Source organism: Marinoscillum pacificum, from assembly GCF_024714495.1.
GTDB lineage: Bacteria > Bacteroidota > Bacteroidia > Cytophagales > Cyclobacteriaceae > Marinoscillum > Marinoscillum pacificum.
Genome location: NZ_JAMZMJ010000008.1, coordinates 1 through 17503, shown reverse-complemented (window position 1 = coordinate 17503; position 17503 = coordinate 1). Strand labels below are relative to the sequence as shown.

Here is a 17503-nt window from a genome sequence, read left to right as displayed (position 1 = left end):
CGGATTGATCATCATATTCTATGATTTGATTATTTTGGCTCTATGAGTCAGGAAAACCGCTGTTTGTCTTGTTCCAATGAGTTTGAAGGTAAATACTGCAATCAATGCGGTGAAAAAGTAATTGATCAGAAGGACAGAAGATTGGTTTATTTTCTGGGAGAGTTGGTAAATGCCATCACTTTCGCAGATAGTAAATTATGGAAGTCTTTAGTATTGATAGTTCGGAAACCTGGTTTTGTGTCTTATGAGTACGTTAAAGGAGTCAGAAAACCTTACATGAGGCCTCTGTCACTATTTTTCCTGGCGAACTTGTTGTACTTTCTTTTTCCAATATTCAACACATTCAATACGACCCTCTATCACCAAACAAAGTCATTTTCATTTCTGCATAGTGAAGAAGCATCAAGAATGGTCGCAAATCAAGTTGAAGCTATGGATATAAGCTATGAGGAATTTGAAACGCGATACAATGCCAAAACAACTGAGCTTAGTAAAATGCTATTGATTGTGATGGTCTTCTTAGTGGCGGCTATGTTTTCGATCATTCACATTGGTTCAGCAAAAAAGCTTTTAGCGGATCATTTAACCATCGCATTGGAACTTATGATCTACATTTTGGTGGCATGTATGCAGATATTTGGTTTGCTGTTAATTGGTTTCAAAATTATCGGTCTTGGTTTTACCAACTCCGAAACCTTCAGTAGTTTATCTGTAATATTTCTTATAGGCTTCTTTGTCTACAATGCCGAAAGGAATTTTTATGGATTCGAAAAAAAGAGGCGTTGGTTTAACACAATAGTGGTTTTGGTTTCCTTTATTATAAGCATGTTTTTATATCGTGCTTTTCTCTTTTTTGTTACTTTTTGGATGCTTTAAGGATTCACAAACCGCTGCTCTGCCCAGAGCAATCCAAGGCTCAAAATGATCGCCACCAGATAAATCCACTTTGGCAAGAAAAACTTTTCCGGAATTTGAATGGGATTAGAGTTACTCATCAATGTCTGTGAATACTGATCGTTTAGTAAGAATAAGTCATTTGCTTTTTTTGCCGACCAATCATTCGAGCCAAAGACATAGTAATCATATTGAATCGAATCCGGCTGTATATAAAGACTAGTCCAGCCTTCCTTTTGAGGCCAGAAGTCCGTTTCATATAAGTCTGGTCGATAGGCTGACTCACGAATTGGGTGCTCGGTATTGTCAATAACTATTGTTGGATTTGAGGAGGAAGAGATGAATTTTACATTCGTCTTTTCATGTAATATTGGCGTGTTGGTCAATTGAATGAAACCCTTTTTTTTCCGATAAGGAAGAAGGCTTTCCGTGAGTTGTTGGATGATCGTGTTGTAAGTAGCTTGTTGTCCTTGTAATACTAGTTGATATAGACTCTCAATCGTCAGCAATTCAACTTTTCCAATACCATTGCTTTCGTAGTAGCCAATTGTCTTGTTTATGGATTTAACTGTGGGAAAACTACGAATGATTTCATTTTCAAAATTAATCCCGTTGATCTCTAAAGTGGATTCAGTGCTGGCAGGAGCATAGGTCCAAAGATTGTTCATCTCAGCCGGTGCCGTGTTGATCAACAGAATGCCCAGATTACCAACTTTATTTCTGTCTTTGATTAGCTGTTTTTCACCACTGCTTAAAAGATTGTAGGCAGTCTTGTCCAGAATGATCAATTGAAACTGTTCTAATAGTGTAGAGGTAATTCTTTTAAGGTTTTTTCGAGAGGTGTTGACAAATTCTTCATTAAATAGGTCTCTTGAAATTCTAGTTCTGGAACTGACTGAATACCCGAAATCGCCCAGATAGTTTTTGATAAATCGTGCTTCAAAGTTTGGGTTGCTCTGGAGCATAAGCACTGCAGGCTGTTCTGCTCGTAATACGGTAAATGGTAATATTTCCTTGCTAATTGTATCCGTACCTATGGTTGCAATGACCTGGTAAGTGAAATTGCCCGCAGCCTTCGGAGTGAAACCGAAGGTCGTCTGCTGGTTTCCTTTTTTAAGGCTCGTAGAATCCATGATGGATTTTCCGTCCAAAAGGTACAGGATGCAGTTGTCTTCAAAGTGTGAAGTTATCTTCAGGGAAGTATTCTTTCCTTGAAGGATGTTTTGCTCGAATTGAAAGTATAATAACCCAGTTACGGGTTGATGTTTACTTGTAATTTTTTCTGCTGGGATAGTCTTTAACTGCCACTGAGCCAGAGCTGTATCTTGTAAAATCAACTCAGAATAGGTATTGCTAAATAAGTCTGATGGATTTTTAAGGATTTGGTAACCAGCTCGTCTCAAGGAGTCAACGGAGGAAGATTTGCTGATCAAAGCAGCCTTAATCGATTGCTTTTTTCGATACTGATAAGGTTGTAAAAAGAATAAGGCGATTGCTAAAATGGCTATTGACCATACGATCATTCTAGGCCATCGCATCCGGCTAACGCGGTATTTTATATCTAGCCCAATACCTGTTGCCCAAACGATTACAAGGAGGATTAACATCCAATGATATGTTTCCTCAAATGCGATCATGGGTTGGATTTGGTTAACTCCTTCACAAATTGCTCAAGTAATTCATGGGATGGTTGAACATCTAAATTCGGTTTCTGCTCAGGAGCCGGAAGTACATCCACTAAATGTTTTTTTAAGTCCATTAATTCAACAAGATGCAATAGGCTCTGATCTGAAATACCCCTGATTTCTGATAGCAAACCTAAGAATTTGGATGGGTCATCAATTGCAAATTGAGCTAGTTCATTACCTGCTTGTTGAAGTAAGTTTTGGAGTTTGTTTTCAACTGGGAAACTTTGTTTTTGTAATTGGCTGATGGCTTCAATAAGTTTCTTAGTAGCTATCAATTGCTCTGAATAGTTATAAGTGTTTTGATAGGTATCACCATTTACTTCTTCTAGTTCACCAGTCAATCGGCTTTTAGATTCATTAATTGGAGGTGCGTCAAATCCCATGCGATGCACGTAAATTCGAGCATGATTTTTAATCTCCTTGATCAGTTTTAGTGCTTTGAATTGATAAGGAAGCGATTCTTCAGGCTTGAATAATCTAAGATAAAGCTCAGCATCCCACATTTCATTTAATGCTGCACGCAACTTGCTCTTCATCGATTCCTCTAAAAAGGTAGCCTGATCGGTATCATCATGCGAATGGCTGAGCTCTTCTACAGGATCATGATGATGTTCCGTTCCTTTATCCATGAGCTGTCCCTCTTCATTTTCATGATCCGTATCATGTCCAAAATCAGCCAATACATCTACCTGTCCAGGTTGCGTCAAATCAGGATCGGCTTCTACTTCATTTTCAATATCCAATCCGCTATCTGCTTCCTCACCTATAAACTGACCATATTTCAGCCTCAACGCTTTTTGGTCAAACCCAAGTTCATTACTTCGTTGGTTAAACTCTTCTTTTGAAATGGATGATTTTTCTTTCAATAGTTTTTCTGAGTCAATAATAATTTGACGTTGACTTCTGAAATACTCGGGCATTAGGTCTACTCCCAGATCTCCTTCCAGACTAAAAGCAATTTCCGCAGTGTCTTCGAAGATGAAAAAATAGGTTTCCGTCCTGTTGGCTTTTGGAGGGTTTTGATTGTCCCAGGCTTCCAGGTAGAAATACAATTCATTGCCTGGCTCCATGTCAAATTGCTCCAGTGTGAAGGTGGTTTTTTCAGTAAACTCTCTACCAACAATAGCATCTTTGAATGGTATTTTCTCTTCTCGAAACTTCACACTTTCTCCTGACCCTTTGGTAACGGTGGCAATCAGGTAAGCATCAGTTAGGCCATACTCGTCCGAAGCGATTGCTGTAAAAGTGGTGCCGTTAGCCTCTCCAGGCATAATGGATTGATATTGTGGAATACCCGAAATCTCCACTTCTGGAGGATTGTCAGGAATGATATCCAATTGGTAATAGGCTGAAGAATGGAATTGCTCCTGATCATCAATGAAGTTGATGGTGTAGAATCCTTTTTTATTAGGCTTATAGCTTGCTTTTAAATCTTTATCAATTCCTATTAATGCTAAACTATCTCCATCTGAAAACTTGAGCCACGCAGTGGTTGGTTTATGATTAAAATGAAGATTCCAGCTGATTACAGATCTCTCCAGAACATTTTTTAGATCAGCATTTGATTGATAAACTGTTTGGATACCTGAATAAGCAGGTGATTTGATGATGACCTTCAAATCATATGAGGTCTTTAGAGTTTTAGAATTGCCATTTACTATAAATGTTTTTTTAGGGGTTGATTGGCTGTTTAGTGACTCTTTTTGGAATGTTGACAGCCAGTCTGCGGCAAATGAGGTTACCCCACTTAATAGTAAGATGTACAGTAACTGTCTCCAGTGAATGGGGTAGGAGATGTTTTTTGATTGTATGCTTAGTTTTTCAATAACTCGCTGCTGCTGCAATAAGGCCAGACTCGTTTGTGGTGTATGATTGATCAGAGAGACACTATATTCTAATTCTGGTAATTGCGAATTGATGAGTGCTTCAACTTGTTCTTCTTCTGGTAGCTGATCACGATAAAGTAAGAAAGATATGACAAATGTAGAAACTACGAATAGCGCTTGAAAACCGAGTGATAATTGATCTGCAAAGGTCAAATAGCCCAATCCAGCCATGATCAGCCATCCTATGAGGATTTTCATCCAAATCAAGAAGCGCCACTTACTTCCTATTGACGATATGACTTTAGTTGCCGTCATTTTTTAACAAGGATTTGACTGAGTAATCGTTCTGTTAATAACAGTATCAGAAATAAAAGCAACGCACAGTTGATGATGGATTGATTGGCAAAAGTTGCTGTGGAGTTGTGGCTACCTGATTTTAAATAAACCTCTGGTGTGACTCTTTGATCATAAATATCCAATTGATCATTCAAGGGTTTTAGCAATGCGGTCTCCAAAAGTAGAGGCAAATTCCTTTGAAGGATATTTTCAATTGTGATATCTGGATTTATGCCGTAAATCAACTCTGATTGTTGGTCCAATAATGCTGCGGAAGAATCGGAATGGATTAATCGTTTTCTAAAAGTAACAGGTTCGTTCGATAGCCAAATCAACCAATCTTCAGCAGAAATTTGAGAGTCGTTATTCCATTCAATTACCTCAAAATTTACTGGATTCAATTGGTTTATGGCAGTAATTGATTTCAGGAGGTAATTGGATAAGTTCTCATGTTTTTCATCAGAATGAAGGTGAATTTTCACAACCTGAGGAGCACCTGATGCTATTTCCTCCGTTTCAAAACGTAATGCTTCAGAGTTGGAAATCATGCGAATGGCCGTATTTCTTCCTTCCTTAGAGATCTGCTGAATGATTTTGTTCTTAGTCTCAGTCGGTAGTTGTATCCAATTGACTTTAGACGTTAGAGTGGTCATTTCTCCTTGAAAACTTGTCATGGACTGAGTGGAGTAAATCACAACACTATCATAATCACTGAAATTTTTCAAAGCACTCCAGGTATCAATATTTCCAAAGCTTACTGGAGATTCAATGGGTGTTTTGATTGGGCTTAGCCAAAATGATTCCTCAGGGTTTAGTTCTTTCTGGAGTTTGGACAGAGTTTCCAACTCTAGGTTCGGATCTACCAGATGGGCGGTTTTTGATTCTGCTTGCTTTTTTATAAAAGGTGCGGCAAATAGTACGGCCAGACTGCCAATGAGTAAAATCCGAACAGCAAGCAGCAGGAGTTCACTTGGAAAAAGGTGTTTAGTGGTTTTGGTTTCGGTTTCTTTTAGGAATTTCAGACTGCCAAAAGGAACTTTTGTCTTGGTATTTTTACTCCACAGGTGTATCACTATTGGGATAGCGATAGCGGCAAGAGCATAGAGATATGTAGGAGTTCCAAAATTCATTAGCTCAGTTTTCGTCTATGCCACATGAATTTATGGATAAGCTGTTCCACAGGCTCGTTCATGTTCACTAGCATGTAGTCTACACCTTCGTTTCGAAAATTCTCGTTAAGTTCTGTTACCCATTCTTGCAGACGTAATTGATAGTTTTCTTTTAGGCTTGCTGGATCAATTTTGAGTTCAGATCCATCCTCCAGGTCTTTGAAGAGTGTTGTTTTGCTGAAGTTGAAATTGAGCTCATCGTCTCCCATCAAGTGAAATACGATAACCTCATTTCTTCTTGTCTTCAGATTTTTAATGAAGTTGAGCCATTCCTCATCTTTTTCATAGAGGTCTGAGAAAACGACGAATAGTTCCTTCTCCTGAACTTTGGGAATCATAGGTTTGGTAAAAGAAGTTGACTCCTCTAATGTGATTAAATGATTCAAAAATCGCTGCCAATGTTTCTTTCCAATGTGAGGAACGAGACCAAGATCTTTTTCATTGATTCCAGCTATGCCGTATTTGTCACCAGCTTCAGAAGATAAATAAGCCAACAAGGCCATTAGTAATTTAGCGTGTGCCTGTTTGGACCATCCATTCTCTTCATACTTCATGGACGCACTTTGGTCTGGAATGAAGGTTACTGATATGTTGGTATCAATTTCTGATTGCTTGATGTAGAACTTATCCGTTCGTGCATAAATTTTCCAATCCAATTGACGCAAATCATCCCCCTGACTATATGGTCGATACTGGCTGAATTCGAGCCCTACTCCCAGTCGTCGACTGCTTTTTTTACCCATGTGCTCACCAAGAGCCACGGTTCTAACTAGCCAATCGAAATCCTCGATACTAGAGAGTGGCTCTTTTTTAAGGCCTAATGAGCGATATGGATCCGATTTAACCACTTAGAGTTTTGCTGTATTGATCAATTCTTTGATAACCTGGTCCGTAATAATTCCTTCTGATTCTGCTCGGAAGTTGAGCATGATTCTATGTCGCATGGCAGGATAGGTCACACTAGTAATGTCTTTTGGAGTTACCGCTAACCTTCCTTGTAAGAGCGCATGAGCTTTAGATGCCAAAATAATGGCTTGTCCGGCTCTTGGTCCGGCACCAAAATCAACATAATTCTTGACCTCTTCTACCGATGATGATTCAGGTCTTGACAGTCGCACCAACTTGCTCACCTTGTCAATTAGTTCATCTTCTATGTGAACTTCACGTGTATATTTTTGCAGTTTGATGAGATCTTCACCAGTCATCACTGCTTTAATGGGTTCTGGTTTCTTGCCAGTTGTTTGCTTTAGGATTTGAGATTCCTCACTTTCCGTTGGGTATCCGATCAGCACATATAACAGGAATCGGTCTGTTTGTGCTTCCGGAAGGGGAAATGTTCCAGACTGCTCTACAGGGTTTTGCGTTGCCAGGATGAAGAAAGGCTTGTCCATGGCATACTCAGTTCCTCCATAAGTTACCGAGTATTCTTGCATGACTTCTAGCAATGCCGCTTGAGTTTTTGGAGGGGTTCGGTTGATTTCATCCGCCAGAACGATGTTCGAGAAGATGGGTCCTTTGTTGTACTTAAACTTTTTATGGCCATGCTCATCTTCTTCGATCACCTCCGTCCCAAGAATGTCTGTAGGCATTAAGTCAGGCGTGAACTGTATCCTTTTGAAGTTTAAGCTCAGAGCTTGTGAGATGGATTTAATCATCAATGTCTTGGCTAGCCCAGGCATTCCTTCCACCAGGATGTGTCCACTCGCAAGCATCGAAACGATGATCTGATCAAGAACCTCTTCTTGACCTACTATGACCTTATGGATCTCTTTTTTAAGCTCCGTGAGTTTGGACGTTAACTCGTTAACTTCTTGCTCTATTTTCTTTAACTCTTCGTTCATTCTTTCTGAATGTTTAGGGTTAAAACCCATTTTATTTATTCCAATTAGCCATAAAGTGATGTTCGATTAATTCAATATTTTATTAAAACATCTAACATCTAACATCTAACTAGTCATCGCGTGAATGACAATGTTCACAGCGAATCGCGTGTTATCAATTTTGTACCATCGTTTGTTTCTGAAGTCGTAATCCCATTCGCATCCATAGTCTTTGTTGCTATATAGGACACCAATTCGATCATTTACGAGAATGGCTTTCAGGTAGTCATGGACTATGTCATCGCCCCAGCCGTTCAGTTCTTGTGAGGTTGTTGGTGGTCCATCAAACTCAAAGAAAGCCGTGTAAATAGGGTGATTGTTCGGTATTTTATTCAATTGCCCAGGCCAAATTTCTTCCATTTGTCGCTCGAAGGATTTGGCGAAAAGCCCATCAATATCATGATTGCAATCATCTGCAAAGACGAATCCACCATTCTCTACATACTTCTTGAAATTTTCTCGTTCTAGTTTGGTGAATTGCACCAGTTTGTGACCAGAGATGTAGCAAAATGGACAGCTGAATATTTCATCACTTCCAAGAGGAACAATGTTCTCCACCGTGTCCACAGGCAATGTGGTGTACTCAATCAACGAATTCAACAAATTAGAAGGCATGCGTTGATCCACATCCCAATCTCCGGATTCATACTGAAGTCTCGTAAAAAAGAATTTTTCCAAGTTGTTCTTCACTCAGTGAGTTTGCTTGAACGGTTGCAATTGTTTTTGATCATTCGAGGGTAAAAAAAGCCACCTTCTCAAAAGCGAAAAGGTGGCTTGAGGTTTTATTTGACTGATTAAACAGCGTCAGAAAGACTGGTAAACGTAAAGTCTCTCACTTTCATGTAAGGGATCAGATTTCCATCTACTCTTACTTGCTGACCTAGCTGCTCCAGATTGTTCAGCATGATGATTGGACTTTCGTTAAATCGGAAGTTTTTAATAGGATGTTTGATTCTTCCGTTTTCAATAAAGAACGTTCCATCTCTTGTCAGTCCCGTGTAGAGTAATGTTTGTGGATCTACAGTTCGGATATACCAAAGACGTGTTACCAAAATCCCCTTCTTGGTACTCTTAATCATTTCTTCCAGAGAAGCAGTTCCACCATCCATGATGGCATTGCTAGGGAAAGGCACTGGATCTACTCCTTTTTCTTTGGCCCAGAATCTGGAGTAAGCGAGGTTTTTAACCACTCCATTCTCTATCCAATTCATTTTTTTGTAGGCCTGACCATCTCCTGCCCAAGGGCTTGTAGGTACCAAAGTGTTTTGCGGATCAGAGTAAATGTTGATTCTTTCATCGACTATTTTCTCTCCTAGTTTGGTTCCACCACCTTCTTTAGACATAAAGCTACGGCCTTCATCAGCGGTTCTGGCATTGAATGAGCCAAACATATTGCCCAACAATTGAACGGAAGCCGCAGGCTCTAGAATCACCGTGTATTTTCCTGGTTCTATCGCTTTGGCTTCTTTTGACATGATTGCTTTATCGATTGCCACTTTAGAAGCTTCCTTAGCATCAAATCGATCTACATTGTTGAAATCCCGTGTTACCCAACCAGATCCAGTGCCATCATTGGTTCTCATGGTTACTGTGAAGTCTACATTGGTGGACCGATTGTAAGCAAACAGACCAGCACTATTGATCATGGCGGACATGCCTGCAGAATCATTCAAGAAACCAGCAGCAGTTACATCTTTTGCTCGAGCTGGCTCGATACTAGATGCAGCTACTTGTGCTCTGTATTCGGGGGTGATTTTAGCTGTGGACTCATGGTAAGTTTTCGTTTCCAGATATTCTTGCTGACCTAGTGGGGGCATGAATTCTGGGTTTTCTGGAGAAAGCTGAGCTAGTTCTTCAGATCTACGCACTACTTTTTCTAATGAAGCGGCATCAAACTCATCGATTGTTGCTACTCCTACTTTGTTGCCATAACTTGACTGTACTACTAGCGTTTGATTGGATTGGTATCCAGCAGTAGAAACCGTGTTACGGGCATATCTAATATTGCCTTCGTTGGAAGCGCTCAAATTGATCTCGCAAGTATCCGCTTTCGAAAATGAAAGGGCCTTTTCGAGAATCTGCTTCGCTTCTTCTTTAGTATATATTGCCATTTTAATTAGATGCTTTTGATTAAATATTTCTTCCAGTGTTGATGACATTCACTCCATTGAATCTAGACGTTGCAGATCCATGAGATACCGCGCTTACCTGTGAAGGCTGGCCTTTTCCATCAAAGAATGAACCGAATAATCGGTAGTCTGACTCGTCACAGATTTTGGCACATGAGTTCCAGAACTCTTGCGTGTTGGACTGATAAGCCACATCATTGAGCATGCCTACTACTTCACCATCTTTGATTTCGTAGAAGACTGTACCTCCAAACTGGAAGTTGTAGCGTTGCTGGTCAATAGAATATGAACCTCTACCAGCGATGTAGATACCCTTTTCGATATCTTTCACCATGTCTTTAGGAGAGTACTTTTCTTTTCCAGCTTCTAAGGATACGTTTGGCATTCTTTGGAACTGAACATCATTCCAAGACTGAGAGTAGCAACATCCGTGAGATTCATTTTGGTCGATCATATGAACCTGATCTCTGATTGCCTGGTAGTTAACCAGCACACCGTCTCTTACCAAATCCCATTTTTTGGTTTTAACACCTTCATCATCAAACCCTACAGCACCTAGTGATCCAACCTGGGTTTTATCTGCTACCAGGTTGACGATTTTGCTTCCATAATTAAAGTCGCCTGCTTTCCATTTGTCTAGCGTCGCGAAACTTGTACCAGCATAGTTGGCTTCATAGCCTAATACACGGTCAAGTTCTAATGGGTGACCTACAGACTCATGAATGGTCAATCCGAGGTGGTTTGGCTCTAGCATCATGTCATATTTGCCAGGCTCGACAGATTTGGCAGAAAGCATTTCTTTCGCTTGAAGTGCTCCTTCTGCAGCATCTCTCACGATATCATATCTATTTCTAAATAGCGTTACTCCACCAATTCCTTCGATTGATTCATTTGCATCTGGAGTCATGTATTCATAACCCATACCCATCGGAGCTGAAAGTCCCTGACGACTTTTGAATTTACCTTTTTCAGGATCGATTACCGTCACGTTCATGTATGGCCAGATTCTATGAACATCCTGATCAATATATGAACCTTCAGTAGATGCGAAGTATTTCTGCTCGTTGACCTGGAAGAGAGCACTGTTAACATAGTTAGCACCGTTTTTCATTGCTGCGGCATTTGCATCCAATAGCAATTCTACTTTTTCAGTAATAGGCACTTCCATTGCATTCTTTACAATTGGGGTTTTCCAACTTACCTCTCCATGAGATTCTACAGGTGCCAGTACAACGGGTTCTTTCTGGATTTTAGAGTTGGCTTTCGCAATTGCTACAGCCTGCTCCGTTGCTTTTTTGATACCTTCAGCGGTTACATCGTTGGTGGATGCGAATCCCCAGGTACCATTGGCAATTACTCGAATTCCAATACCGAAAGATTCAGTATTCACCACGTTCTGTACTTTATCTTCTCTGGTGAAGACATACTGATTTAAATATCTTCCTATTCTAGCATCGGCATAGCTAGCGCCAAGACCTTTTGCAGCATTAAGTGCTACATCAGCAAGAATCTTTTTCTGACCTACATCTAGTCCCGGACTCAGTAAATGTTCCGGAGAAATTATTTTGCCGAATGAAGTCGCAGGAAGCATCATTGCTCCAGCTCCTAAACCCGCCAATTTTGCAAAATCTCGTCTCTTCAAAGCCTAGTGAGTTTTATGGTTAAACTGTTATTTTGACATAATTTATTTCGGAGAACAGCGAAAGCAAATAAGATTTATTTAAGCGGTAGTTATTTCCGATAAATATTAAGTGAACAAATTCAGGTGTAAATAGGCTACTTTCGTAAGTTCAAATTCCAGTTATGAAGAATAGAAAAGCAGCCATTGGATTCGTTTTGATCACTGTCTTGATTGATGTGATCGGTGTTGGAATCATCCTACCTGTAGTCCCTGCTTTGATTAAAGAATTGACAGGTGGAAGTACAAGTGATGCCTCGATCTATGGAGGGTGGCTGATGTTTGCCTATGCTTTCATGCAGTTCATTTGTGCGCCAATTGTTGGAGCCCTGAGTGATCAGTATGGACGAAGACCAGTGCTGTTGCTGTCATTATTCGGATTTGGGCTAGACTATATACTTGCAGGATTCGCACCAACAATCGGATGGTTATTTGTAGCGCGAGTAGTAGCAGGCGTTACTGGAGCATCCTTTACCACCGCCAATGCCTATATCGCAGATGTATCAGAGCCAGAAAAGCGATCTCAAAATTTTGGAATGGTGGGAGCGGCCTTTGGTTTAGGCTTTATCATAGGTCCACTGATTGGTGGGGTGTTAGGTGAATACGGGCCAAGAGTGCCATTTTTTGCAGCAGCAGGATTGGTGATGGTCAACTGGCTATATGGCTATTTTGTGTTGCCTGAATCGTTAAGCAAGGAAAACAGGCGTCCATTTACCTGGAAGCGTGCTAACCCTTGGGGTACACTGATGCAATTGAAAAAATATCCTATCGTAACAGGTCTGTTAGTTTCATTGGTGCTGGTTTACATTGCTGCACATGCTACTCAAAGTACCTGGACTTATTTCACTATTGAGAAATTTGGTTGGGGGGAAGCTGAAGTAGGCTATTCGCTAGCTTTTGTTGGTTTAATGATTGCTCTCGTTCAGGGAGTGGGCATTCGTCCAATTATAAATAAGATCGGTCAGGCGAAAGGAGTTTATGTTGGCCTGGCTTTTAACTGTCTTGGGTTTATTCTCATTGCTATGAGTTCAACCGGATGGATGTTGTATTTGGTATTGATCCCGTATGCTTTTGGTGGAATAGCAGGTCCTTCATTACAAGGACTGATGTCCAATAGCGTTCCTGCAAATGAACAAGGAGAACTTCAGGGAGGTTTGACTAGCCTGATGAGTTTGACCACCGTGGTGGGGCCACCTTTGATGACCAATATCTTTGGCTACTTTACAGATGCTTCCATAGAATACTACATTCCAAGTGCTCCATTTTATCTCGCTTCATTATTGTCATTTGTCGCTATGATTATGGCTTATCGATTTCTTAGACAAACGACTAGATAACTAAGATGAATATACCAATATCATCGGTGTGATTAGAAATAAAACCGCTTTTAGTTACTTAAAACGCATTTTTTTAGCTCTCCGTTTATCGGGAATTATCTACCACTCAACGAGAATTTACAAAGAATGAATAGGCTTTTAGATTATTTAGTTCACTGAAATAGTTTGAAAGAAACACTCGGATTAGGTGAAATACCCAAAATTCAATTTTGAAAATCCAGAGTGTTTTTTTGATCCGTATTTCATTAGTCACTTGAATCTATAAGTATTATGAAGTCACCAACACAATTGCTTATCGAGTCTCTCAATCTAGAGTCTCTGAATCACGGCATTACCATGCCATTTTTAGGCCATTTTGATCCCAATGATTGGGTCATTACATCTGATCCAATAGCCTAGAACAATCTTTTATAGACATTACAAACAGATAATCTTAAATGAAACAGTTTTACAAAATTTGTTGCTTGATGGGATTGTTGATTCTATTTACAGGATCTGCTAACTCATTGTTCGCACAATTCGATACGGAGCATTATCTGCCTCCGGTTTGGTTTCCGCAAGATGGAGCAAATAACAACCCTTCTAGTGTAGTGTTGTCAACTCCATATGATTCTGCTGTAGTTATTATCACTACTCCGGACAACTCAACATTGAACGATACAATTGTTGTGTATAAAGGTACTCCCTACGAATATGTGTTGACTAATTCCAGTGCCCCTGGCCCAGGTATTACCAACAATTTTAATACAGTAGAGTCTACCAGAGGCTTGATTTTCAGAGGTACATTTCCTATTCAAATTTCGCACAGAATTAATGGAGGAAACAATAAGACGTTTGCTTCATTAAAAGGACGGTCAGCCCAAGGTCAAGCGTTTTATGTTGGTTCTCAAACAAGAATTCAGGAATCATCCTATGGAGCATCCGATGTTCATTTCGTTTCAGTAATGGCAATGGAGAATGGTACAACGGTCAATTTTGATTTGCCCGGTACGGCAGTAGCAGAGGGACAGTCGAATAGTTTCTCTGTTGGTCTAAATAAATATGAGACCTATTTGATAAAGAATCCAGCAAGTACGAATAGTACCAATAATTTTATAGGTACACATGTAACTGCTAATAAAGATATTGTAGTAATTGGCGGAGGTCAGCATTTGCGTCAGTCCGCGGCAGGTGCGGCAGATGGAGGAATAGATCAATTGGTTCCGGTAGGCCTGTTAGGAAATTCATACATTATAACACGGGGTAATAACAGCATTGAATATGGGATTATTATTGCCACAGAACCAAACACAGAAGTTTATCTGGATGGAAGCGCTACGCCTGCTACGACTATTACAAATGCAGGTGATTATTATGATTTTGATGTTACAGGCTCACTTGGAGATCCTCATTACGTAGAGACCTCTAAACCTGTTTATTTATACCAAGTTTCTGGATTGTCAGGTGAGGAAGAAGGTTTGGCTTTAATCCCTGCTAACTTTTGTAGAGGGAGCAAAAATATTGAATTAACAAATTTCGCAGGTGCCACGAACACTATAACTGTTATGTTGGAGCAGTCAGCGGAAGCAAGTTTTAGGTTAAACGGACAATCACTTACCGATTTAGGAATAACCCCTAAACTGGTTCCTGGTTTCACTTCTTGGAGTGCATTTAGTGTACCAAATGGTCAGGTTTCTACAGTTAACAACATTGAATCTGATGGCTTTATGCAAATTGGACTGCTGGTAGGTCAGGGAGGTTCAGGAACTTTCGGGTTTGTATCTTCCTTCGATGCGTCGGTGAGACTGGTTCACCCCGATTACAATCTACCAATTATCGATTTAGTAGTTGATACCTTAGCTGAAACAGAAAGTGGTGTCTATGTTATTCAAATGGAGTCAGCATGTGGAACTAATAATTTCATTTCTGGTGTAAGTTCTTCTACAGGTAGTACTGTGAGTTTTACTGGCGATGATCAGGTGAATTATACAGCTGCCGCCGGATTATTTCAGTATGATACGATAGCATTGGACTTATCCAATGATGTAGGAGTCACGGGCTCAGGAAATCTTATTGTGGTGGTTTCACCGGATACAGATGGCGATGGAATCGTAGATAATTTGGATGCTGATTCCGATAATGATGGAATTTCAGATATAGATGAAAGCGGTGGTGTAGATGCTTCTGTTTTTAATGTATTTAACGGACTTCCACTTTTTAAAGACCCTACCTATGCAGGGTTTGTAGATGTTAACACGGATGGAGTTAACGATAATTTTGATACAGATTTGGATGGTATTCCCGATTTTCAAGATTTGGATGCAGATGGTGATGGGTGTAATGATGTGAAAGAAGCGGCATTCTATGATCCAAATAACGATGGCGAGTTAGGAGATACGCCGATTACTGTGGATGCAAATGGTTTAGTGACCTCAGCACCTAATGGTTATACCAACCCGGGAGAAGATTATAAAGACAGTGGAATCAGTGATGGATGTCCCGGAGGAGGAACAGGTATTTCAGCAACTTTAGTAGCTGATGAATATGTTATTATAGGCAATTCTCTGTCTTTCACCGTGACGGATGCAGATAGAAACACTGGTGTTAACACGATACAGGAAGTTGAGGTTGAGGTGGTTAACTCAGTTACAGGTGAAACTGAAACAGTGATAATCACTGAAACAGGAGTGAATACAGGGGTTTTCACTGGAAGCATTACGACTACTAGTTCCCCTTCTGCAGACAATGATGGAACATTAAACGCATCCGCAGATGATGCCATTGTGATCAAACATACGGACTATTTTGATGGAACTGGAAGCATTTTGTACTTGCAGGAACTTGCTTATGCTGACGTGGATTATGATGGTGATGGTATCGGTAACATTCAGGATTTAGATGATGACAATGATGGTTTAAGAGATACGGACGAGTGCGCTAATAACATTCTCGTTGGAGGCGGATTTGACAATATTACAGGATTAGCAAATGGGAACAATTACTCTGGAGGTGGTGCCGGTGCACAGAACATTTCGCCTTGGCAAATAGACGGAGGGTTAGAACCGAATGTCGTGAAAGTAGACGGTACATCCGCTTATGGAAATGGTGGCCCTGCTAATGATGCACGAAATCAACCGGGTAATTACTTGGATATCGTAGGTGGAGCCAATGAGGTTTATCAAACATTCTCTTTGGCAGTGCAGACAAAGGTGGTGTATGGTGGCTATTTCTCAGCAAGAGATGGTCTTTCAGGAAGTGGGAACTTAAAAATAAGATCTGGCAGTGGACTTGCGGGTGCAATTGTGGATTCCATTCCAACAATTACTTCCACATCAAGTGCGCAATGGACTTATGTGGCTCGTCAGGTAATTCTACCTGCTGGCAATTACACTTTCGTCATGGAAATGGATGAAAACATGAACTTCGATGAAGGTGGAGTTTTTGCAATTGAGTCCTTTGATACTGACGGAGATGGTATAGCAAATATTTATGATCTTGACAGTGATAACGATGGTATTTATGATGCTGTTGAGGCAGGACATGCACAGGCGCATGCAACTGGAGAACTTAGTAGCACGGTTGGAACAGATGGTATCCCTAATGAAGTGCAGAATGGTGGGGATGAAAATTCAGGAAAACTTAATTATGCAATTGCTGACTCTGAGGCTAGTCCAGATGCGATCATTGATGCGATAGAACTAGATGCAGATGGTGATGGATGTAATGATGTTAAAGAAGCTGGTTTCACAGATGGCGATGATAATGGTCTTTTGGGTTCAGGTACATTTGGAGCAGGACTCACTGTCAATTCCAAAGGGATTGTAACTAGTGGAAATGATGGCTATGCTGACCCAGGGACGAGTTATACCAGTGATGCTGTTTTCGTAGCTTGTTCAAACAACCCTCCTACAGCCTCTAATAATACACTCACAACTAATGAAGATACAGATTTAGGTATCGCAACAGGTGACTTTGGATATTCTGACCTGGACGCTCAGCCACTTAACTATGTACTTATTTCTTCCTTACCAGCCAATGGCGTTTTGTATTTGGATGGAAATGGCAATGATACGTATGATGGAGGAGAGGAAGTGTCAGCTGGAGATCAGATTTTGCTTGCGGAATTAGACGCAGGAAATCTACGTTTTGAGCCGGCACAGGATGAAAATGGAGACCCTTATACAGCATTTGATTTTAAGGTTAATGATGGAGTAAGTAACTCTGAGAGTCTTTATACTTTGACTCTTGATGTAACTCCAGTGAATGATGCCCCAGTTGCAGCTGATGAAGAAGTGACTACAGATGAAGATACAGATCATACGTTTGCAGCAAGCGAGTTCAACAATGACTACAGCGATATAGAGAGTACTGCATTTGCTGGTATCCGAGTGACTAGCTTGGCTACCGACGGTAGTTTAGAATACGATGGCGTAGCGTTAACGAGCACCGACATTGGAGCAACAGGCTTTGAGATTGCCAGTGCAGACATCAGCAAGTTGGTCTTTGTACCAGATGCAAATGAGAACGGCAGTCCATATGCAACATTCGGTTTTGAAGTAACCGACGGCACAGACTACAGCGCGAGCA

The 17503-nt window shown here is 40.5% G+C and carries 12 protein-coding genes; 4 read left to right on the top strand and 8 right to left on the bottom strand.

Annotation, left to right across the window (positions count from 1 at the left end; all coding sequences use genetic code 11):
- Positions 1-42 precede the first annotated feature (42 nt).
- Positions 43-876, top strand: coding sequence for a DUF3667 domain-containing protein (locus NXS00_RS17335; protein ID WP_258100517.1), 834 nt, complete (start codon positions 43-45; stop codon positions 874-876).
- Here the strand turns inward: NXS00_RS17335 and NXS00_RS17330 are convergent.
- From NXS00_RS17330 to NXS00_RS17295, 8 genes are all read right to left on the bottom strand, one after another.
- Positions 873-2531, bottom strand: a complete 1659-nt coding sequence (locus NXS00_RS17330) for a hypothetical protein (protein WP_258100516.1) — start codon at positions 2529-2531, stop codon at positions 873-875. The genes NXS00_RS17335 and NXS00_RS17330 overlap by 4 nt on opposite strands.
- A complete protein-coding gene (locus NXS00_RS17325) occupies positions 2528-4723 on the bottom strand; it encodes a DUF4175 family protein (RefSeq protein ID WP_258100515.1) in 2196 nt (731 codons plus the stop codon). The genes NXS00_RS17330 and NXS00_RS17325 overlap by 4 nt, the downstream gene beginning before the upstream one ends.
- Positions 4720-5874, bottom strand: a complete 1155-nt coding sequence (locus tag NXS00_RS17320) for a BatA domain-containing protein (protein WP_258100514.1) — start codon at positions 5872-5874, stop codon at positions 4720-4722. Before NXS00_RS17320 ends, NXS00_RS17325 begins: the two co-directional genes overlap by 4 nt.
- Positions 5874-6761, bottom strand: coding sequence for a DUF58 domain-containing protein (locus NXS00_RS17315; protein WP_258100513.1), 888 nt, complete (start codon positions 6759-6761; stop codon positions 5874-5876). Before NXS00_RS17315 ends, NXS00_RS17320 begins: the two co-directional genes overlap by 1 nt.
- On the bottom strand, positions 6762-7754 hold the full coding sequence (locus NXS00_RS17310; protein ID WP_258100512.1) for an AAA family ATPase: 993 nt from the start codon (positions 7752-7754) through the stop codon (positions 6762-6764).
- Between the two features lie 105 nt (positions 7755-7859).
- Positions 7860-8471, bottom strand: coding sequence for a DUF4159 domain-containing protein (locus tag NXS00_RS17305; protein ID WP_258100688.1), 612 nt, complete (start codon positions 8469-8471; stop codon positions 7860-7862).
- 116 nt (positions 8472-8587) lie between these two features.
- The gene (locus NXS00_RS17300; protein ID WP_258100511.1) at positions 8588-9904 is read right to left on the bottom strand and encodes a TldD/PmbA family protein; all 1317 of its coding nucleotides are present in this window, start codon (positions 9902-9904) and stop codon (positions 8588-8590) included.
- A gap of 19 nt (positions 9905-9923) precedes the next feature.
- Entirely contained in the window at positions 9924-11564 is a 1641-nt protein-coding gene (locus NXS00_RS17295) for a TldD/PmbA family protein (RefSeq protein ID WP_258100510.1), read from the bottom strand.
- Positions 11565-11725: 161 nt separating this feature from the next.
- On the opposite strand from NXS00_RS17295, the gene NXS00_RS17290 reads away from it, so the two are divergent.
- From NXS00_RS17290 to NXS00_RS17280, 3 genes are all read left to right on the top strand, one after another.
- On the top strand, positions 11726-12937 hold the full coding sequence (locus tag NXS00_RS17290; RefSeq protein WP_258100509.1) for a TCR/Tet family MFS transporter: 1212 nt from the start codon (positions 11726-11728) through the stop codon (positions 12935-12937).
- A 270-nt stretch (positions 12938-13207) separates the two neighbouring features.
- Entirely contained in the window at positions 13208-13336 is a 129-nt protein-coding gene (locus NXS00_RS17285; RefSeq protein WP_258100508.1) for a hypothetical protein, read from the top strand.
- Between the two features lie 38 nt (positions 13337-13374).
- Positions 13375-17503, top strand: a 4129-nt coding sequence (locus tag NXS00_RS17280; RefSeq protein ID WP_258100507.1) for an Ig-like domain-containing protein, incomplete at its 3' end; no start/stop codon positions are given.